Annotated in this window: 17 protein-coding genes; 2 read left to right on the top strand and 15 right to left on the bottom strand. The window is 46.3% G+C overall.

Translation table 11 applies throughout. From position 1 onward, the window contains the following. Position 1 precedes the first annotated feature (1 nt). The 14 genes from nuoK to ACJJI5_RS19235 all read right to left on the bottom strand — a co-directional run bounded on the left by nuoK (position 2) and on the right by ACJJI5_RS19235 (position 13767). The gene (nuoK, locus tag ACJJI5_RS19300; protein ID WP_444892930.1) at positions 2–319 is read right to left on the bottom strand and encodes an NADH-quinone oxidoreductase subunit NuoK; all 318 of its coding nucleotides are present in this window, start codon (positions 317–319) and stop codon (positions 2–4) included. Between the two features lie 4 nt (positions 320–323). Further along, positions 324–833: an NADH-quinone oxidoreductase subunit J gene (gene nuoJ, locus ACJJI5_RS19295; RefSeq protein WP_445354975.1), complete on the bottom strand. Its 510-nt coding sequence runs from the start codon at positions 831–833 to the stop codon at positions 324–326. A gap of 37 nt (positions 834–870) precedes the next feature. Next, entirely contained in the window at positions 871–1389 is a 519-nt protein-coding gene (gene nuoI / locus ACJJI5_RS19290; protein WP_282934031.1) for an NADH-quinone oxidoreductase subunit NuoI, read from the bottom strand. 31 nt (positions 1390–1420) lie between these two features. Continuing rightward, positions 1421–2377, bottom strand: a complete 957-nt coding sequence (gene nuoH, locus ACJJI5_RS19285) for an NADH-quinone oxidoreductase subunit NuoH (protein WP_282934030.1) — start codon at positions 2375–2377, stop codon at positions 1421–1423. Between the two features lie 2 nt (positions 2378–2379). Next, entirely contained in the window at positions 2380–5223 is a 2844-nt protein-coding gene (gene nuoG, locus ACJJI5_RS19280) for an NADH-quinone oxidoreductase subunit NuoG (protein WP_445354974.1), read from the bottom strand. A 55-nt stretch (positions 5224–5278) separates the two neighbouring features. Then, on the bottom strand, positions 5279–6553 hold the full coding sequence (gene nuoF / locus ACJJI5_RS19275; RefSeq protein ID WP_444895019.1) for an NADH-quinone oxidoreductase subunit NuoF: 1275 nt from the start codon (positions 6551–6553) through the stop codon (positions 5279–5281). Beyond that, positions 6531–7097, bottom strand: coding sequence for an NADH-quinone oxidoreductase subunit NuoE (nuoE, locus tag ACJJI5_RS19270; RefSeq protein ID WP_444895018.1), 567 nt, complete (start codon positions 7095–7097; stop codon positions 6531–6533). Before nuoE ends, nuoF begins: the two co-directional genes overlap by 23 nt. Before the next feature lie 145 nt (positions 7098–7242). Further along, positions 7243–9048, bottom strand: a complete 1806-nt coding sequence (gene nuoC, locus ACJJI5_RS19265) for an NADH-quinone oxidoreductase subunit C/D (RefSeq protein WP_444895017.1) — start codon at positions 9046–9048, stop codon at positions 7243–7245. Between the two features lie 36 nt (positions 9049–9084). Then, positions 9085–9732 (bottom strand): NADH-quinone oxidoreductase subunit B, encoded by a 648-nt coding sequence (locus ACJJI5_RS19260; protein ID WP_282934025.1) that lies wholly within the window; start codon positions 9730–9732, stop codon positions 9085–9087. A gap of 18 nt (positions 9733–9750) precedes the next feature. After that, the gene (ndhC, locus tag ACJJI5_RS19255) at positions 9751–10164 is read right to left on the bottom strand and encodes an NADH-quinone oxidoreductase subunit A (RefSeq protein WP_282934024.1); all 414 of its coding nucleotides are present in this window, start codon (positions 10162–10164) and stop codon (positions 9751–9753) included. Between the two features lie 833 nt (positions 10165–10997). After that, positions 10998–11387 (bottom strand): hypothetical protein, encoded by a 390-nt coding sequence (locus ACJJI5_RS19250; RefSeq protein ID WP_444895016.1) that lies wholly within the window; start codon positions 11385–11387, stop codon positions 10998–11000. A gap of 97 nt (positions 11388–11484) precedes the next feature. Next, positions 11485–11958, bottom strand: a complete 474-nt coding sequence (locus tag ACJJI5_RS19245) for a CYTH domain-containing protein (protein WP_444895015.1) — start codon at positions 11956–11958, stop codon at positions 11485–11487. Between the two features lie 108 nt (positions 11959–12066). Beyond that, positions 12067–12471, bottom strand: a complete 405-nt coding sequence (locus ACJJI5_RS19240; protein WP_444895014.1) for an ACT domain-containing protein — start codon at positions 12469–12471, stop codon at positions 12067–12069. Positions 12472–12897: 426 nt separating this feature from the next. Then, positions 12898–13767: a LysR family transcriptional regulator gene (locus tag ACJJI5_RS19235; RefSeq protein WP_444895013.1), complete on the bottom strand. Its 870-nt coding sequence runs from the start codon at positions 13765–13767 to the stop codon at positions 12898–12900. 113 nt (positions 13768–13880) lie between these two features. On the opposite strand from ACJJI5_RS19235, the gene ACJJI5_RS19230 reads away from it, so the two are divergent. Then, entirely contained in the window at positions 13881–14312 is a 432-nt protein-coding gene (locus ACJJI5_RS19230; protein ID WP_444895012.1) for a DoxX family protein, read from the top strand. Positions 14313–14705: 393 nt separating this feature from the next. Here the strand turns inward: ACJJI5_RS19230 and ACJJI5_RS19225 are convergent, their stop codons facing one another. Continuing rightward, on the bottom strand, positions 14706–14969 hold the full coding sequence (locus tag ACJJI5_RS19225) for a hypothetical protein (RefSeq protein WP_444895011.1): 264 nt from the start codon (positions 14967–14969) through the stop codon (positions 14706–14708). A 418-nt stretch (positions 14970–15387) separates the two neighbouring features. Between ACJJI5_RS19225 and ACJJI5_RS19220 the strand changes: the two genes are divergently transcribed. Then, positions 15388–16797 carry a YdgA family protein gene (locus ACJJI5_RS19220; RefSeq protein ID WP_444895010.1) on the top strand — a complete coding sequence of 470 codons (1410 nt, stop codon included), beginning with the start codon at positions 15388–15390 and terminating at the stop codon, positions 16795–16797. Positions 16798–17248 lie beyond the last annotated feature (451 nt).

Below are 17248 nucleotides of genomic sequence, written 5' to 3'. Positions count from 1 at the left end.
ATTAACCCCTCAATCCATTGAGCTGGTCAATATCGACCGTGTGTTTGCGATAATAGAATTGCAAGACCAGCGCTAGTGCAATGGCTACTTCGGCAGCGGCCAGGGTGACAACAAAAACAAACATCACCTGCCCATCAGCATTGCCCCAGTGTGCGCCGGCGACAACAAACATTAATGCTGCGGCATTTGTGCAAATTTCAATACACATCAGCATAAAAATAATATTTCTTCGGATTAGTAATCCGGCTAACCCCAAACAAAACAGAATGGAGGCCAACAGCACGCCAGCCTCCAAGCCAGGTGCAGATTCGATAGGCATAGCTTCACTCCGGTTTAACTGTTCTTCTATGTCGGGCGAGGTGAAAAGCTCCAACAAGCCCTGCCAAAAGCAGCATTGAAGCCAGTTCGACAGCGAGAACGTAATGACTAAAAAGTGCGATACCGACTTGTTTGGGACCGATATAGTGATAGGTTTGCTCTGAAGGGATTTGCCCGCTACTAACCAGCAGAAGTAGCTGGATTAACAAAATGGCTGATAGAAGGGCTGGGCCAATCCAGGTGTGGGGTTGTAACCAGGCTTGCTCCTGTGCAACTGAAGCGTCTCCCTGATTGAGCATCATGATGACAAAAATAATCAATACCATGATTGCGCCGGCATAAATAATAACTTCTAAAGCAGCTGCCAGGGGGGCGCCAAACTGGTAGAAAATAACGGCAATCGATAAAAGTGAAGTGACAAGATAAAGTAGCGCGTGGACCGCGTTCTTGTGAAAGATAACCATGGCGGTTGAGACAATGGCAACCGCAGCGGTTAAGTAGAAAATGTAATTCACTGGGAAAACCTCTTTTTAGTTATTAGCCTTATTGAAATCAGAGATTTAGGCTTTTTACATTAATGGGCTCGGCCTCATTTTGAGCTTCGCCCTTGTCTTTACCTGAGATGGCCTTTCCTGCAATTTGATAAAAGCTGTAGTCGTGATACTTACCGGGGCCACTGATTAGAAGATCTTCCTTTTCGTACACCATGTTTTGCCGATCGTACTCACACATCTCAAAGTCAGGTGTTAGCTGAATGGCATAGGTTGGGCAGGCATCTTCACAAAGCCCACACATAATGCAGCGGGAAAAATTGATACGAAAATATTCGGGACGCCAGCGGCCGTCAGGATCTTCTGTTTTTTGCAGTGAAATACAATCAGGAGGGCAGGCAACGGCGCAGAGATTACAGGCAACGCAGCGCTCGTCACCGTTGGGATCTCGGGTGAGCACGATCCTGCCACGATATCTGGGTGCCAAGTAGGGCTTTTGGTCAGGGTATTGTACGGTAACGTTCTTCCGGAACAGGTGTTTAAATACCAACCACATGCTGCGAATCTGGCTTGAAATCATTTCTTTGGCCTCGCACGCTTATTTTAATTTTCTAGGCAGTCCACAAAAGTACCGCTGCGGTAGCCAGTAGATTGATCAGGGCCAGAGGTAGCATGACCTTCCAGCCGAATTTCATTAATTGGTCATAACGGGGGCGTGGAATCGCCGCCCTTAAAAGAATAAACACACCAACCAGAATGGCAGTCTTCAGGCAAAACCAGATAAATGGAGGCAGTAGGGGGCCGTGCCATCCACCGAGAAACAGTGTGGTGATTAGCGCTGAAATTAGAATCACTGCCAGATATTCACCCACAAAGAACATGCCGAACTTCATACCGGAGTATTCGGTATGGAATCCCGCTGTCAGTTCGTGCTCAGCTTCCGGAAGATCAAATGGAGTTCTGCGGCTCTCGGCAATACCGGCAATAAAGAAAACAATAAAACCCAGGAATTGAGGGATGATAAACCAACCATCTGCCTGGGCATTAACAATCTCGCGCAGATTGAAACTGCCTGAGAGCATAACAACGCCCATCAGGCTCAAACCCATAAATACTTCATAGGACACGGTTTGAGCGGCAGCCCTTAGCCCACCGAGCAGAGCATATTTATTATTTGATGCATATCCCCCGAGAATTACGCTATAGACCGCAATAGAACTCATAGCCAGCACAAACAGTAAACCGATATTCAGGTCGGTGACCCCAATATTGGGCGATATGGGCACTACAGCAAAGGCAATCAACATGGTTGCCATAACTACAGTGGGTGCCAGTACAAATACGGGAATATCTGCAAATTTCGGAGTGAAGTCTTCCTTGAAGAACAGCTTGATCATATCTGCAATAACTTGCAGGGTGCCAAATTTCCCTACTCGGTTAGGACCCGGACGATCTTGCCAAAAGCCCAATAGGCGGCGCTCGCCCCAAGTTAAAATGGCTGCTAGCAGCACGGTAACTATCAATACGCCGAAAATATTGAGCAATATGATCCAGATATTTGTGCTCATAATTAGTCCTCTTGCCCGATTGCGGAGCTTTCTTCCACTGGCAACAGATTGGCGCCACCCGGTAATACGGGGGCAAGAGTTTCAAGCCCTGGAAGACCAAAGGGCACACCCAGGCTGCCCGAAGGTTGGCTATCGGAGATAACCACACTGCCCCGGAAAACACCGCTATTGGTGTCTAACGCCACTGTGTCTCCCTGGTTGAGGTTGGCACTTTCGGCATCACCTCGATTTAAAGTAAAGAATGGCTTATCGATCACTGTAGCGATGGCCATTGCGCGGTTACTGAGCTCTTCCGAACCAAACATTCGGTAAATCGGCAGTGTCGTTAGGCTGTGGTTTTCGCTATCTGTATCGCCATCGGGGGCTGTGGGCAAGGACCATTCCGAAAGTGCTTGCTCCTGTCGCTGGATGTATTTGCCCGAGGCACCACCACGGCGTTCGCCACCTACTTCCTGCTGAAACTTGAAAATTGATTGGTTGGAGTTCCATCCGGGAGACCAGATATTGGCTTGCAGCGGTGACCGGTTTGGATTGTGCACACCTTCCATGCTAAAGCTCATAGGAGCATCGGGGTCTTGGTGTGGGGGCTCCTCTGAGACATGTTCCTCTGCGTGAATAGCAGTGCGACCACTATAGCGAGCGGTCTGTCGAGCAACCTTCAGCCCTTGAATCCGGAAGTTTTCATCCGGCCCTAAATCTTTGATGACCTTGAGTGAAGCAACACTTGCTGCCAGGGAATCGGTGATATCCGGGCAGTGATTCCAATTGATAATAGTGTCGATACTCTCGGAGTGTTCTGTGCAAAAACCAGCGGCATCTACCAGCCAGCGCCAGCTCTCCTGGATAAACCCAGTGCCTTCATAGACCGCGTAAAACCGCTGTGCCAAACCAGTATTGTTAATAAATGTCCCTTGGGATTCGGCCGTTGCGGATACAGGAAAGATTAAGTCGGCATATTTGGCGGTTTCATTGAGCAGGGTGTCCAGCAGAACGATATGGTCGACGCTGGCAAACAGACTGTTTAACTCTTCACTTGCGATTCTTAAGGAGAGGTCATTCTCCAGAATCACTAGGGTTTTATCGATATTGGTTTTGTCATTCTTGAGTTCAGTGATCAGATGCTCAAGGGAACCGGTTTCGGGCTCAAACAGCTGAATAACTCCCAAGCTATTAGCCTCTTCACAACACAAGTATAGAGAAGTAGGTTTGCCATTTTTTTCTGCCAGTGCACTGGCGATTTTGGCTGCGCCGTGGGTAAGGTGGATATTTTTGCTGCTGGTTCCAGAGATGATCACTGGGTTTTTGGCCGCAGTTAATATTGCTGAGATTCTTTCAGCTTCCTCCAGATTCTCTGCACTCAGTGAAGTTTTGTTGCTTTTAACCTCCAGAATATTATTGGCAATTGCCTGGCCGATTTGGGCAGCCTGTTCCGGCAGGGTATAGATCGCTTTACAGGTAATATCTGAGATCTGATTGAGTTCGGTGCCGATAAAAATAATCGGGCTGGGTTCACCCTCTAATTGTCGAACAGAAGCATCCTGCCACAAGGGTATTCTTAATGATTCAGCTTGTTCTTTTTGGCGGCTCCGTGCTGCTTGGCGAACTGCCAGGGCAACCCTGGGGGCTGTACTGTAGATATCTTCCCCGAGTATCAATACAACATCTGAATTTTCTATCTCAGGGATGGTCGGGCTGTGGATATTGGCATCGCTCTGAATTCTGTCTACAAGGTGTAGTAGCTGCATATCCCGCTGGTTGAGGCCAGAGAAGAAGTTATCCCGCCCTACAAACTTTAATAGGGCGAAGTTATTTTCCAATGATGTCCTGGGTGAACCTATACCTATTAAATGATGTTCACCTCTTTGCGCAGATGCGAGTTTTTCTGAAAGTGAGAACACTGCATCCTTGGGGGAAACCTCTTTATGCAAACGTTCATCAGTTTCTGCTGTAGAGCTGATCACATCATCTTTGCGCGCAGAAAGTACTTGGGTTATCCGGCTCTTACTGTTGACATATTCGTATCCAAAGCGCCCCCGGTCACAGAGAAAATAGCCGTTGATATCGTGGTGATATAAGTTGACCACACGGCGCAACATCGGGTCTTGGTTGTTGCCGGATTCCCTCGCTCCAGGCGCGGTGTTGCAACCCACGGCACAGTGTTCACAGACTGAGGCGGCTGTCTGCAAATCCCATTTTCGGACAAAGTGCTGGCTGAAGGTCTTATCGGTAAATACTCCGGTGGGGCATACTTCGACAAGGTTCCCACTAAAACCATTTTCCAGCATGCCCTCGGTATTGCGCCCAAAAAAGACCTGGTGATTGCGACCCAGTGCTTGTAAATCCTCGCCACCGGCATAGTCGTGATAGAACCTGACACACCGGTAGCAGGTAATACAGCGATTCATTTCGTGATTGATAAAGGGGCCGAGATACTGGTTTCGATGGGTGCGCTTGGTACCCTGATAGCGGCGCATGGTATGACCGGACATTTCAGTCATATCCTGTAAGTGACACTCGCCACCCTCCTCACAAACCGGGCAATCATGAGGGTGGTTGGTCATCAGGTCTTCTATCACAGAACCGCGAAAATCTTTCGCAGCTTCCGAACTGACACTGTAAATACCGCCGTCTTTTATCGGTGTCATACAGCTCATAATCAACCGGCCTCGTTGATCTTCGCTGTCCTTATGCTCGATAACCGCACATTGGCGGCAGGCGCCAACAGAACCCATGGCGGGGTGCCAGCAAAAATAGGGGACATTCAAACCCAGGGACAGGCAGGCAGTGAGCAGGTTTTGATCTCCATCAACCTGGTATTTATTACCGTCTATTGTGATGGTTGGCATTTGAAATCCATTTTCTTTTTATTAATGCTTTCAGGGGCAGGGTTGTCGCGCTAATTTATTGGTAGGGGCAACAACCGCCTTCAATATGGTCGATAAAATCCTGTTCAAAGAGTTTTAACGCGCTTTGTATCGGCTCTGCGGCGCCGGGAGCCAGGGCACAAAAGGTATTGCCGGGGCCAATACGCTCGCACTGTTCTCGGAGGAGTTCCAAATCTTCTTTCGTCCCTTGGCCAGACTCTATTCTCTCCAGAATTTTGACCGCCCAGGGCAAGCCGTCCCGGCAGGGGGTACACCAGCCACAGGATTCCCGCGCGAAGAACTGGGTCAAGTTCAGTACCAAGCCTACGGGGCAGGTTTTATCGTCGAGCACGGTGATCGTGCCGGTCCCCATACGGCTGCCGGCCTTGCCGATAACGTCGTAATCCATGGGAAGATCGAGGTGGTCCGGGCCGAGGAAGTCGGTCGATCCTCCACCGGGAAGAATGCCCTTCAGTTGTAGGCCATCTTTCATGCCACCGGCATGTTGTTCAATAATTTCGCGAATGGGCGTCCCCATTGGGAGTTCCCAAGCCCCTGGATTATTAACCTTGCCGCTAACACCAAATATTTTGCTTCCCGCATCGTCACCCCGGCTAAGGTTTTTGTACCACTCCACGCCGTGGCTAATTAAATGGGGGAGGTTGCACAAGGTCTCTACATTGTTAACGACGGTGGGTTTGCCCCAAAGCCCGCTGACCTGTGGAAAGGGGGGCTTGGCACGGGGAATGGCCCGCTTGCCTTCAAGGGCGTTTAGCAGTGCGGTTTCTTCACCACAGATATAGTTACCGGCGCTGCGGTGCAGACAGATCTCCAGATTAAAGCCACTGTCGAAAATATTTTCGCCAATCATGCCCTGCTGCTTGGCTTCATCGATTGCCTGTTCGAGCCGGTTTGCAGCCAGGTGGTATTCACCACGAATAAAAATATAGGCGTGAGAGGCGCCAATGGCATAGGCGGCTATAGCCATTCCCTCTAGAAGGAGGTGGGGGTCTCGCTCCATTAGCAATCGGTCTTTGAAGGCGCCGGGTTCCATTTCATCGGCGTTACAGACAACGTACTTTTGTTTGGGCGAATCTTCACCCCTAGGTACAAAACTCCACTTCAGCCCAGTGTTAAACCCCGCACCACCGCGTCCACGCAGGCCTGCATCTTTTACTTCGTTGATAATATCGTCCGGTACCATGGTGATGGCTTTGCGCCAGCCCTGGTAGCCGTCGTTTTCCACATATTGCTCAATAGTGGCGGCAATATTGTCACTGGAAATATTCTTAGTCAGTGGATTTGTCAGCATGGTATTTTTTCTTCTTATCGATTAATTCATCAATACCTTTCTCATCCAAATGGCGATGCATCTCCTCGCCGAGCATAAGGACTGGAGCTTTATCACAATCTCCCAGGCAAGGCGTTTCCAGCAGGGTGAAAATCCCATCTTCGGAGGTCTCTCCAGGCTGGATATTTAAGCGCTCAGATATTTTTTTCTGCAAATTATCGCAACCCATAATCCAGCAGCTGGAGCTTTTACACAGGTAGATCACTTCCTTGCCTACTGGTTGGCGGAAAATCAACTGGAAGTAGGTGGCGACACTCTCAAGTTCTGCAACGGGAATATCCAGATAATTGGAAATTGCCTGGAGGCTCTCATCGGAAATCCAGTCGCGATGTTTCTGTACAATCCGCAACGCCTCGAGCCCCACTGAAGTTTTTTCGTGGTAGTGGGTGGCTTCCTGATCAATTTCCTCTTTTTCTTGTACTGTTAAGGTCGCCTGGTTGTCTGCTGAGTTGCTATTGCCTTGCTCCATTACTTCAATCAATTCCGGTTCTAGTAAGCTGGACATAGTCGCCCCCGAGATAGAACTTGCGGAGGTTTCGTTGAGGCGCTGCTGCCATCTGTGTGTGCGATGGCTGAAACGCTGGGTATATTTCCGTACACTTTTCTACTCCGCTGCTATACGGCCCTGTGCGTGCCGTAGTTTTTTATTGTTATCTGTCCACATCCGCCATGACGAAGTCGATGCTGGCAATAATGGCAATAAGGTCAGCAATCAATAGTCCGTTGGACATTAACGGAATCATTTGCAGGTGTGGGAATGAAGGGGTGCGAATTCGGGTCCTGTATGAGGTGGTCCCCCCATCACTAACGATTTGGTAGCTGTTGATTCCTTTAGTGGCCTCAATGGGATAACACACTTCGCCGGCTGGCATTACCGGTCCCCAGCTGTTATTCACAAAGTGCTGAATTAAAGTCTCGATATCCTCCATGGTGCGCCCCTTTCGCGGAGGGGTAGTCAAAGGGTGGTCCGACTTATAAGGGCCTGCCGGCATATTTTCCAGGCACTGGCGGATAATCCGCAGGCTCTGCCATATCTCGTCCACCCGGACCCGGCAGCGGTCGAAACAGTCCCCACCATCGTAGCTGGGAATCTCGAACTCGAACTGATCATAGCCGCTGTAAGGGCGTTTCTTGCGCAGATCCCAATCCAGGCCCGTGGCGCGAAGCCCTGGCCCGGTAACCCCCCACTCAAACGCCTCCGCCGTATCGTAGACACCAATACCACGGGTGCGGCGTTGCAGGAGTTTGTTTTTAATTACCATGCCGTCGTAATCGGCTAAGCGTGCGGGCATATAGTCGAGAAAGTCCCGCACCATCTTGTCCCAACCTTGGGGTAAGTCCTGCGCTACACCGCCGATACGGAACCATGCCGGGTGCATCCTGCCGCCGGTAATGGCCTCAACTATTCCAAACAGTTTTTCCCTATCGATAAACATATAGAACACGGGAGACATCTGCCCCACGTCCTGGGCAAAGGTGCCAAAAAATACCAGGTGGCTGGATATGCGGAAGAACTCGCACATCATCACCCGTATCATCTGTGCGCGTTCAGGGACCTTAATGCCGGCGAGTTGTTCCAGTGCCATCAGATAGGGCAGGTTGTTCATGACACCGCCGAGGTAATCGATACGGTCGGTGTAGGGCACATAGGTATGCCAGGCTTGGCGCTCGGCCATCTTCTCCGCACCGCGATGGTGGTAACCGATATCTGGCACAGCATCGATAATCTGTTCACCATCCAGCTGAAGGGCTACACGGAATACCCCGTGCACACTGGGGTGATTCGGGCCCAGGTTGAGGAACATAAACTCCGAATCCTCATTACTCCTGGCCATGCCCCAGTCTTCCGGCCGGAACAGCAGGGCGTCTTGTTCCTTGCGCTCTTTCTCTTCTGACAGACTAAATGGGTCGACTTCGGTAGCCCGGGCGTGGTGATCCTTACGCAGTGGATGCCCCTTCCAGGTCAGGGGCATCATGATTCTCTGTAAATGGGGATGACCGGGAAAGTCGATACCGAATAGATCCCACACTTCCCGCTCATACCAGTTGGCATTCTCCCAAACGGTAGTAATAGTCGGTGCACTCAGATCACTCTCGGGAAGAGCCACCTTAATACGGATAAATAAATTGCGGGTAAATGAAAGTAGTTGATATACCAGGGTGAAATCGCTGGAAGGCTGTTTTTCGGTTCCCTCCCCACGGTTGATCCGCAGCCGTTCGTCGATAGCACTCAGGTCATACAGCATTTCAAATGGTTGGGTGATATCCCGCTTGAGAAAGAGTAAAAGAGGGATCAAGGCATGTTTCTCGATCCACAGTGTGGGCATATCATCACAGTGTGGCTGCCACCAGAACGAGTGAAGCTTATATCCGGTGTCGAGGTCCCGAATAAATGCCTCTGCTGCTTTCCTGTAGGGAGTTGCTGTGTGGACAGTTTTCGCAATTACGCCAGTCATTGGCTATTCCGTTGTTTTTTTCTTATTCCATGAAGCCTAAACACTGTCGGGCGCACGTAGCATGTCAGCTTTCATACGTTCCTCCCTATGGAGGTCACGCTGACTGGGCTTTGGAACCTTGTGAGTTCCTTGATCATCCACAACCCAGCTGAAGGCTCGTCTCTCCGCAGCCACCGACTTTTGCAGCAAGGTCAATCCCTGCAGTAGAGCCTCTGGGCGAGGTGGACAGCCGGGCACATAAACATCGACCGGGAGAAACTTATCGACCCCCTGAACCACACTGTAGATATCGTACATACCGCCGGAATTTGCGCAGGAACCCATGGAGATGACCCAACGGGGTTCGATCATTTGCTCGTAGAGTCGCTGTACCACTGGTGCCATTTTCAGGAAAACTGTCCCTGAAATAACAATTAAATCCGCTTGTCGTGGGGTTGCACGGATGACCTCAGCGCCAAAGCGGGAGATGTCGTGGCGGCTGGTGAAGGCGGTGGCCATTTCTACATAGCAACAGGACAACCCGAAGTTAAATGGCCACAGGGAATTTGAACGGCCCCAGGAAACCAGCTCTTCGAGTTTGGTAAGGAGAATATTTTTTTCTAAATCTTGAGTGCTTATTTCTTCAGAAGGATTGCCGTGTTCGGTAGCAATCAGGTCGTCGGCTTTGCTCAGCTTCCAGCGCATTATGAATTCTCATTGTTGTTATCGGGGTTTTTGGCGTTTCTCCAAACTCTTCTGGTATCCGCCCCAGTCAAGTGCACCCAGGCGCCACAGATAAATAAGCCCCACCAGCAGTATCACGATAAATACGGTGGCCTCGATAAACCCGAGCAGGCCAGTTTCATAAAATGCGATGGACCAGCTAAACAGGTAAATCGCCTCCAGGTCGAAGACGATAAACAGGATGGCAACAAGGTAATAGGCGACAGAGAGGCGCAGACGCGCATTGCCCTGGGAAACAATACCCGACTCATAGGGCTCATCGGTAGCCGGGTCTCTGCGTTTCTGACCGAGAAAATAGGAAAGGCTGAGCATTAAGGTAATTAGGGCAAATACGGCCAGACAATAAACAATCAATGGCCAAATCTGAGGAGTGAACTGATCCGGGTAATTCAACTTCGCTCTCCCATGTTTCTGCGGGCGAAGCCCGTATCAATCACTGGTCTTGCAGTAAAAGGGCAAATCAAGAATGCTGATTTTGAGGGTGCTCTCACGCAAGAAGAGATAATTTGAAAAACGATTATTGCTTTTCTGCGAAATTTTTTAGTTGTCGGTAATCCTATTCGCTTGTCTGATTTATAAATCGTTGCGGGAGATAGCGCCAGTGGTGCGAAGGAACGTTTAATTCTTATGTATATACTTTTTATTCGGTAGGGTTATGTAATGTCTTGCGACAGCTCAATAAATGAAAATGTGCGCCAGTTTTCAGAAGGTGAAGGAGGGTCCTATTGTTCTTAAACTACTCCTCTGATCAAAAGCAGATTGAAGTTTTTAGGGTTACGCAGTACTGGACTTAGAGTGTGGTGTCATTGGCTTGTCTGGCACCTAATAATGCCATCATAGCGTACTCCACTTGCCGTTCTGTATGGGACTTTCCATTTCTCATGAGAGAGATAGTTTGGCCAAGCAAGTACATTTATCCAATTCTTTTTGGTATTTCTAACAAGGTACACATCGCTTGCGTTACATTGAAGTTTGTACCTACGGAATCCTTCTCCTATTACGGAATAATCTCGCCCCTTGAGCTGAACTTCAGAGTCTCCCCAGCGGCCATCTGAGCTTTCAAAGCTTACATCGGGGTTGTGGATTTTTATAAAGCCAAAGAGGAGTGTGATTCCTAAAACCAAAATTAATAAGCAAATTACTCTTATTGTGGTGGTAGTCATCGCTTGCTTCTGAGTACCTTTTATTCTCTTTTTAAGCATGCTTTCGGCGTGGGTCTTTAGTGCTTAACTTCTATAAGAATTGTAATATATAAGCAGTTTGTTGATTGGCGACAATGATTTGCTGTGTGTAGATTGCTTGCGAATTACAAGGTCACCACCACTAAACTGAATTTTCTGTCCTTCGAAGATAACTTCCTCCCAGCTATCAGGGTTCGACGATTCGTTTTCATGTACCACTAAATAGCAAAAATTTGGATTTTCAGTTTTGAGTAAACTACTTACTAGTGAAGCTGCACTGATACCATACTTTTCGCATAGTTCAAGCTGTCCTATCGCCGACTTTACCTGAATTAAAATGCCAATATGCTCAGATTTAAGTTCTATCGACTCAAAGTCATTCACCGATTCTAGCTCGGTTAAATATCTTTTTAATTCTTCTATGGCTGGGTTCATAGTGATTTACTCATGATGCCTGGCTGAGCCGAGGACATACAGAATTTATTTTGTGATTAGCTCAGCGAATTATGTGTCAATGTTGCGCACGTTCTAGTTATGATTTATCCCAATCTTTAAATGGAAAATCTAGTAAGTTGGAATTATAATATTTTGGATCTCCAGTAACCTCTTTATCAATCCACTCCGGCAACACCACACTCTCAGATTCACTTTGCATCTCGACCTCAGCAACAATCAAGCCGTCATTATCTCCATGAAAGATATCTATTTCCCAAGTGTGTTTTTCGTGCTCTACTATGAACCTCGTTTTATCTATGAGGGGACCATCACATAGCTCCGCAATCATTTCATTTGCGTCTTCAAAGGGTATTGGATACTCAAACTCAGTCCGTGTAATTCCTTTACTTTCACCTTTCAATGTTAGGTATGCACGATCTCCAATTACACGAACTCTAACTACAGCTTTGGACTCCGTACTCACATAGGCTTGTTTGATTCTCTTTCCTCCTGTAAAAGAAGCAATAGACTTTTCATCTACTAAGAACTTCCGCTCAATTTCCTTTGCCATACTTTCTCAACCCTAAAATCTTAACACTTGCTTAATAGGAATATACGAGGTGGTCAAAATCTGACACGCAGCGTAGTAGTCAGCCAGTATATGCCCTTGTTGGAGCACTTATAAACCGTTTTTGCCGACTTCTTTCAATGCAATCAACGCTTTCCTTGCTTTTTCTGATTGTACAAAAATATGGTCATGGAAGTATGCTGCAATTACATTTGCGCTAATACCCTTCGAAGCTAGTTTGTTAGAAACAGCGGCTGTTAATCCAACAGCCTCTAAACTAGAATGTACGGTTAAAGTTATTTGCTTGTAAGTATTTTTAAACTGCAAGCCCTCTCGGCTTGCGATATCTTTTGTTAAGACAAGTGTTAATCCTTCTTTTTCATTGAAGCTCGCAAGTGGGTTCCATTCAATATATTGAGCTAATGAGCCTGAAACAGTGCAAAATACAAATTCATCTTCAATAAGTTCGGGATTCATTTCGCTCAAAAGACGCTCTAATTCTATAATTCCTGACATTGCTTGAAAATTCCAAATTTTTACTTGTACAGCAAGCGCCAATCAATATGGAGCATGGCTGCAAAATGGTGGTGGTCCAACAAATACTTGTTCTTGCGATCGTGCTTGGCTTTGTATGGTTGTTCTTGCCTGATTCTGATACTGAACTCCTTTTTGTTAGCGGGAAATTAAAGCCAATATTCAATGGTAACCTAAGCCTTTGATTTGTAACATTTTGTTTGATAGTCAGCCTATCAAGGCCCGCATAAACGGGGACTTATCAGAAACCTATTAACTGTAAATTGCATAGTCAGGTTTGGACTTTAGGCAGAAAAATAAGATGACAAGAAAATGAAGAAGAGATAGAGGAACCTTTGGTGTTGTAACATTTCGTAATACATAGAATTTTAGCTCCCCCTGATAGTTCCATGCATAGGAACATGCAAATCATTGAACTTTATAATTTTCCATTTTAGTAATTAAGAAGTCCCAAAAAGCCTTGATACGTGCTGTGTTTCTCAGATCCTTATTAGCAAGAATCCACAAAGATGAGTTGTACTTAGCGTCCAGTTGATAGAGTTCAACTAGATCGTATGAATCATCAGTTGGTAACAATGCTATCCCTTGATCATTAAGCGCAGCGTTCAATGCTGTAGTGATAGAATTACAATATATGGATTTAGCATTGTGTTTAATTCGTTTCTGATACCAATGCACTGCTGGGTTATCTAAGTGCACGTAGTCAATAGCTGTTAGGCGTTCAATTTCGGACAACTTGAAAGGAGCGTTATACCCACTAGCCTTCAAAAAGTCTTCAGAGGCATAGATGCTTAAATTTACATCTCTCATTTTACGCGCAATAAGGTTTTCCGGTGCTGTATGACTTGCCCTAATGGCAATGTCCGCATCGCGATGCTCGATATCCAGAGCCTGCTCACTTTCAAGGATCTCAAACTCAACGTCGGGGAATGACCTCCGGAATTCACTAACCCACTCGGGCAAAGTGGTCGTTGCCATTGTTGAGGGTGCGGTAACACGAATTAAACCTTGAACTTTGTCATGTTGCAGAGAACTTTGAATGAGGATGCCATCGGCCAATGACTCCATTCGCTTGGCACTATCCAAAACAGTTCGCCCCGCCTCAGTCAGTTGGTAGCCGCGACGACTAACAATAAATAGCTGCGTTGAAAGCTCACTTTCAAGCTGCTGGATCCGCCTCCACACAGTGGTCGAATTAACATTCAACTGCCTAGAAGCCGCCTTTAAGGTTCCTTTCTCTGCAAGCGCGATAATGACCTTCAAATCGTTCCAATCCATATCACAAACCTGACGTTGCATTCATGCAATACCAGTTTGCCTTTTTGTCTATATAACTGCAATAAGGGAACACCTAATCTGTGCATGTTATTCAATGAAACAGGATTCCCTTCATGAGAAAACAAGCAGTCATTTTTTATGTGGCCTCTTCTTTGTTCGCAGTGCTTATGGCGGCATCGGGCATGTCCAAACTATCTGGGCAAGAGGACCTCGTTCAGGCAGCGAATGAACTAGGCTACCCCCTATATTTGTTGAAAATCTTAGGTACCGCCTATTTGATCGGCGCGATTGTAATCCTTCAGCCAAAGTTTGAAACACTTAAACAGTGGGGATATGCAGGTTTCTCCATCGCTTTGATCGGAGCTGCGGGATCGCACCTGTTGGCTGGGCAAGCGCTCAGCACTGCTTTACCAGCTACTGTCCTATTGGTCGTTTTAGCGGTTGTGGTAACTCTGAATGCAAAACTGACTCGCCTTAACCTTTCTATAGGAGAAGACCTCAACAATGTCTCTCAATCTCAAAGAGAAATTTCAGAAGCTAATTAGATGTAACTTTTCTGGTGTTTGAGATAGAAAGACTGTGATGCGGTGCACTGATTGATCTGGCCCAATTAACAATCAAGAGGAATGCTTTTCCATGAATGATGGTAGTGTCGTGTCACTGTGGAAAACGATCTCATTTGACTTGATTAAGGATAACGCTAAAGAAGGCGCAAGTTATTCAGGTTGAGCAAATTGAATTGCTTGACCTACACCACTCATTGAAAACCAAGGTTGGTAAACCCTCTATTACGCGCTATGGTTATTTACCCGGGCGAACAAAGTTGGGTTAGGCGGTATTAGTGTTAATATCCTGAAAGTTCAAGATCACTTCGGTTGAGGCGATATTTTGGCGGCCTCTGTGATCAACAGGACCTATTGCTGTATCTTATTATGCCTTTAAAGCCCACTGAGGGAGCCCCACAACTTGCCCCAGCGTTCTAGTTTTTCTTCGGCACTTAATAGTCTTGGCTTCACTTGAACAGGTTTGCCAATTTCATTCATGTCGTTCAATATGTTGAGATTTACCGCTCCGCGAAGCTGACTATTTATATCGCAGCCTACGGCTAACAGTTGATTACAACTTTTACAATGATAGAAATTAGCGAGCTGATCCCAATTTTGTCTAGTTGAAATTCCATCTCCAATGAAAATTACTAACATATTTGGATCACTAATAATGCGTGATGGGTTAGCTTGACAATAATTACAATCGCATACGCGTGGATTTAAACCTTCGAGTGGCCCAGTAAACTGAACCTCAAATCGTCAACGGTTACATTTACACGATCCTTTAAAGAGCATAAGAATTTGTGCCAATTACAGTTGAGCAAGGCGTTCGCATTGTCGGTGAGGGAAACCTCCCCCTTTGCCATCACGGGCGCCAGTCAAGATAGTTAATGTGGTGGGTTTCATAGAGTCCGCTTCACATATTGTTGTTGTGGGACGCCCGTTTTGTAGTTTAGAGTGAAAAGGATAAATATTTTACATATTCACTTACAGCTAACTGTAAGTATGAGATAATAATAGCAAATAATAGACTTATTTCCCATCATCATATTTGTAGTTTGGATTTATCTTAATGAAAAAAGTATTAAGTGTATTGCTTCCGGCAGCAGTGCTTACCGGTATTGTTGGGCCTAAAATAGTAGGTGCTCAGCTCGAGTCATCCATTGATGAAATACTCGCTACTGCGAATAAAAATTCGGCATACACGGTTGAAGTAAAAAACATGGATTCATCCTGGTTTTCAACCCAGGCCACCTTTTTGGTCAGCATGGATGTCAATGCTTTCGCGGATATACCAGTTACCTCTGAACTTGAATCTTTTTCTGTAGAAGTGGATTTCAGTGCTTCCCACGGCCCCTTTCGCTTCGGTGAACATGCCGGTTTCGGATGGCTTGGCTGGACGCTAGAAGTCGCCGGTGATCAATTGCGTGAACATTTGGTTTGGGCTGAGGAGGCTCCTTTTTACCAGGTCCATGGCAATATGAAGGCCTTAGGTAGTTATTACTATAACGATAGCATTACACCATTTACTACTGATGTTGAGGATCAAAAAACTCAGTTAACTTTTAGTGGTTTTCAGGGTCGTGGGCAATATCAGGATGAGCAACTAACTTACCAGGGGAGTGCCGATAGCCTTACCGTTACTTCCGAGCTAAGGGATTTTAAGGTTGAAAGGTTGACTATGGATATGACCATGCCTTCCTCCCTTGAAGCAATGTTTGAAAGTACGTTTTATGATTCTGATACAACAATTAACTTTGGTGCCGTAAAGTTAAATGATAGAGAGCAAAACGAAAATATTGACATTGCTGATTTATATATAAAGGCCAGTACTGAACTCAACCCAGAAAATCAGCTGGGGAATATGCAAGTTGCCTATGGAACTAAAAAGGTCGATATAGCTGAATTCCACGGTGAAGATCTGGCCCTTGAGCTTGAGGTCACCAATATCAGTCAGGAATTTTTGAAGTCTTATCAGGACTTTGCCGTTTCACTCAATAAACTACCTACGGAAGAAGCAACTACTAAGACAATGGAGTTTATGAGCGAAAACTTGCTATCTTTAGTGGCTGGCGAGCCTCAACTGAACATTACCAGCTTACGCGGTACTTTCCCACAAGGCAGCTTTAATAGTAACCTTCATACTAGCTTAGTTGGCATCAGTGCGTTACCGGAGCAACCACTAGATCCGGCTTTTTGGCTGTCACACACCTTAGTTGACGGAGAGCTAAGTGGCGATAAAGCTGTGATTGAATTTATTGCCGTACAAGTGATGAAAGCTCAATTGAAAAATAACCCTCAAACTCAAGGTATGAGTGAAGAGCAACTGGAGCAAATCGCTGCTCAACAGGTGCCGACCATATTAGCGTCCCTTGAACAGCAAGGTTTGTTAGTGTCTACCAATGACGGCTACATCTCAAATGTCAGCCTGAAAGATAGTGAGCTTAAGGTGAATGAAAAACCTATGCCGTTACCGCTTTAGTAGATATTAGCCTTTTGTAATAGAAGTGGCTTATCTTAAGCCACTTCATACTTCCCCTTCTCTTGTTACCCTTCCAAGGCTGATGATTTATTTGTTTTCCTGTTTTCCTGTTTTCCTGTTTTAACGGTGTTGTCCTGGGTTGCCAATAAAGTTGGACATAGGTTAGTGTTGTAGACGGTATAATCGCAATAATATCTCATCTAAACATTGCTGCCCCGTGGTTATCATGAGCTCATATGTGACTCTCTAAATACTGATGATGTAGTTATTAAATCAAAGCTAAGTAATAACAAGTGTTAAAGCTTGGGGTGCTCTATTTTGAATTTTATTATTTTTTTTGGTAAGTGATTATCAATATATTTAGATTGCGAAAGATCGCTTTGTTGATATCTTTAGGGTGGGGTATTGTTAGAGCTCTATTTCCAGTCTTTTGATTTCTGATTTGCTAAAT

This window comes from Microbulbifer maximicatervae (SeqCode), assembly GCF_052467955.1.
Note: the sequence above shows the minus strand (reverse complement) of the source record. Positions and strands in the feature narration are given on the sequence as shown.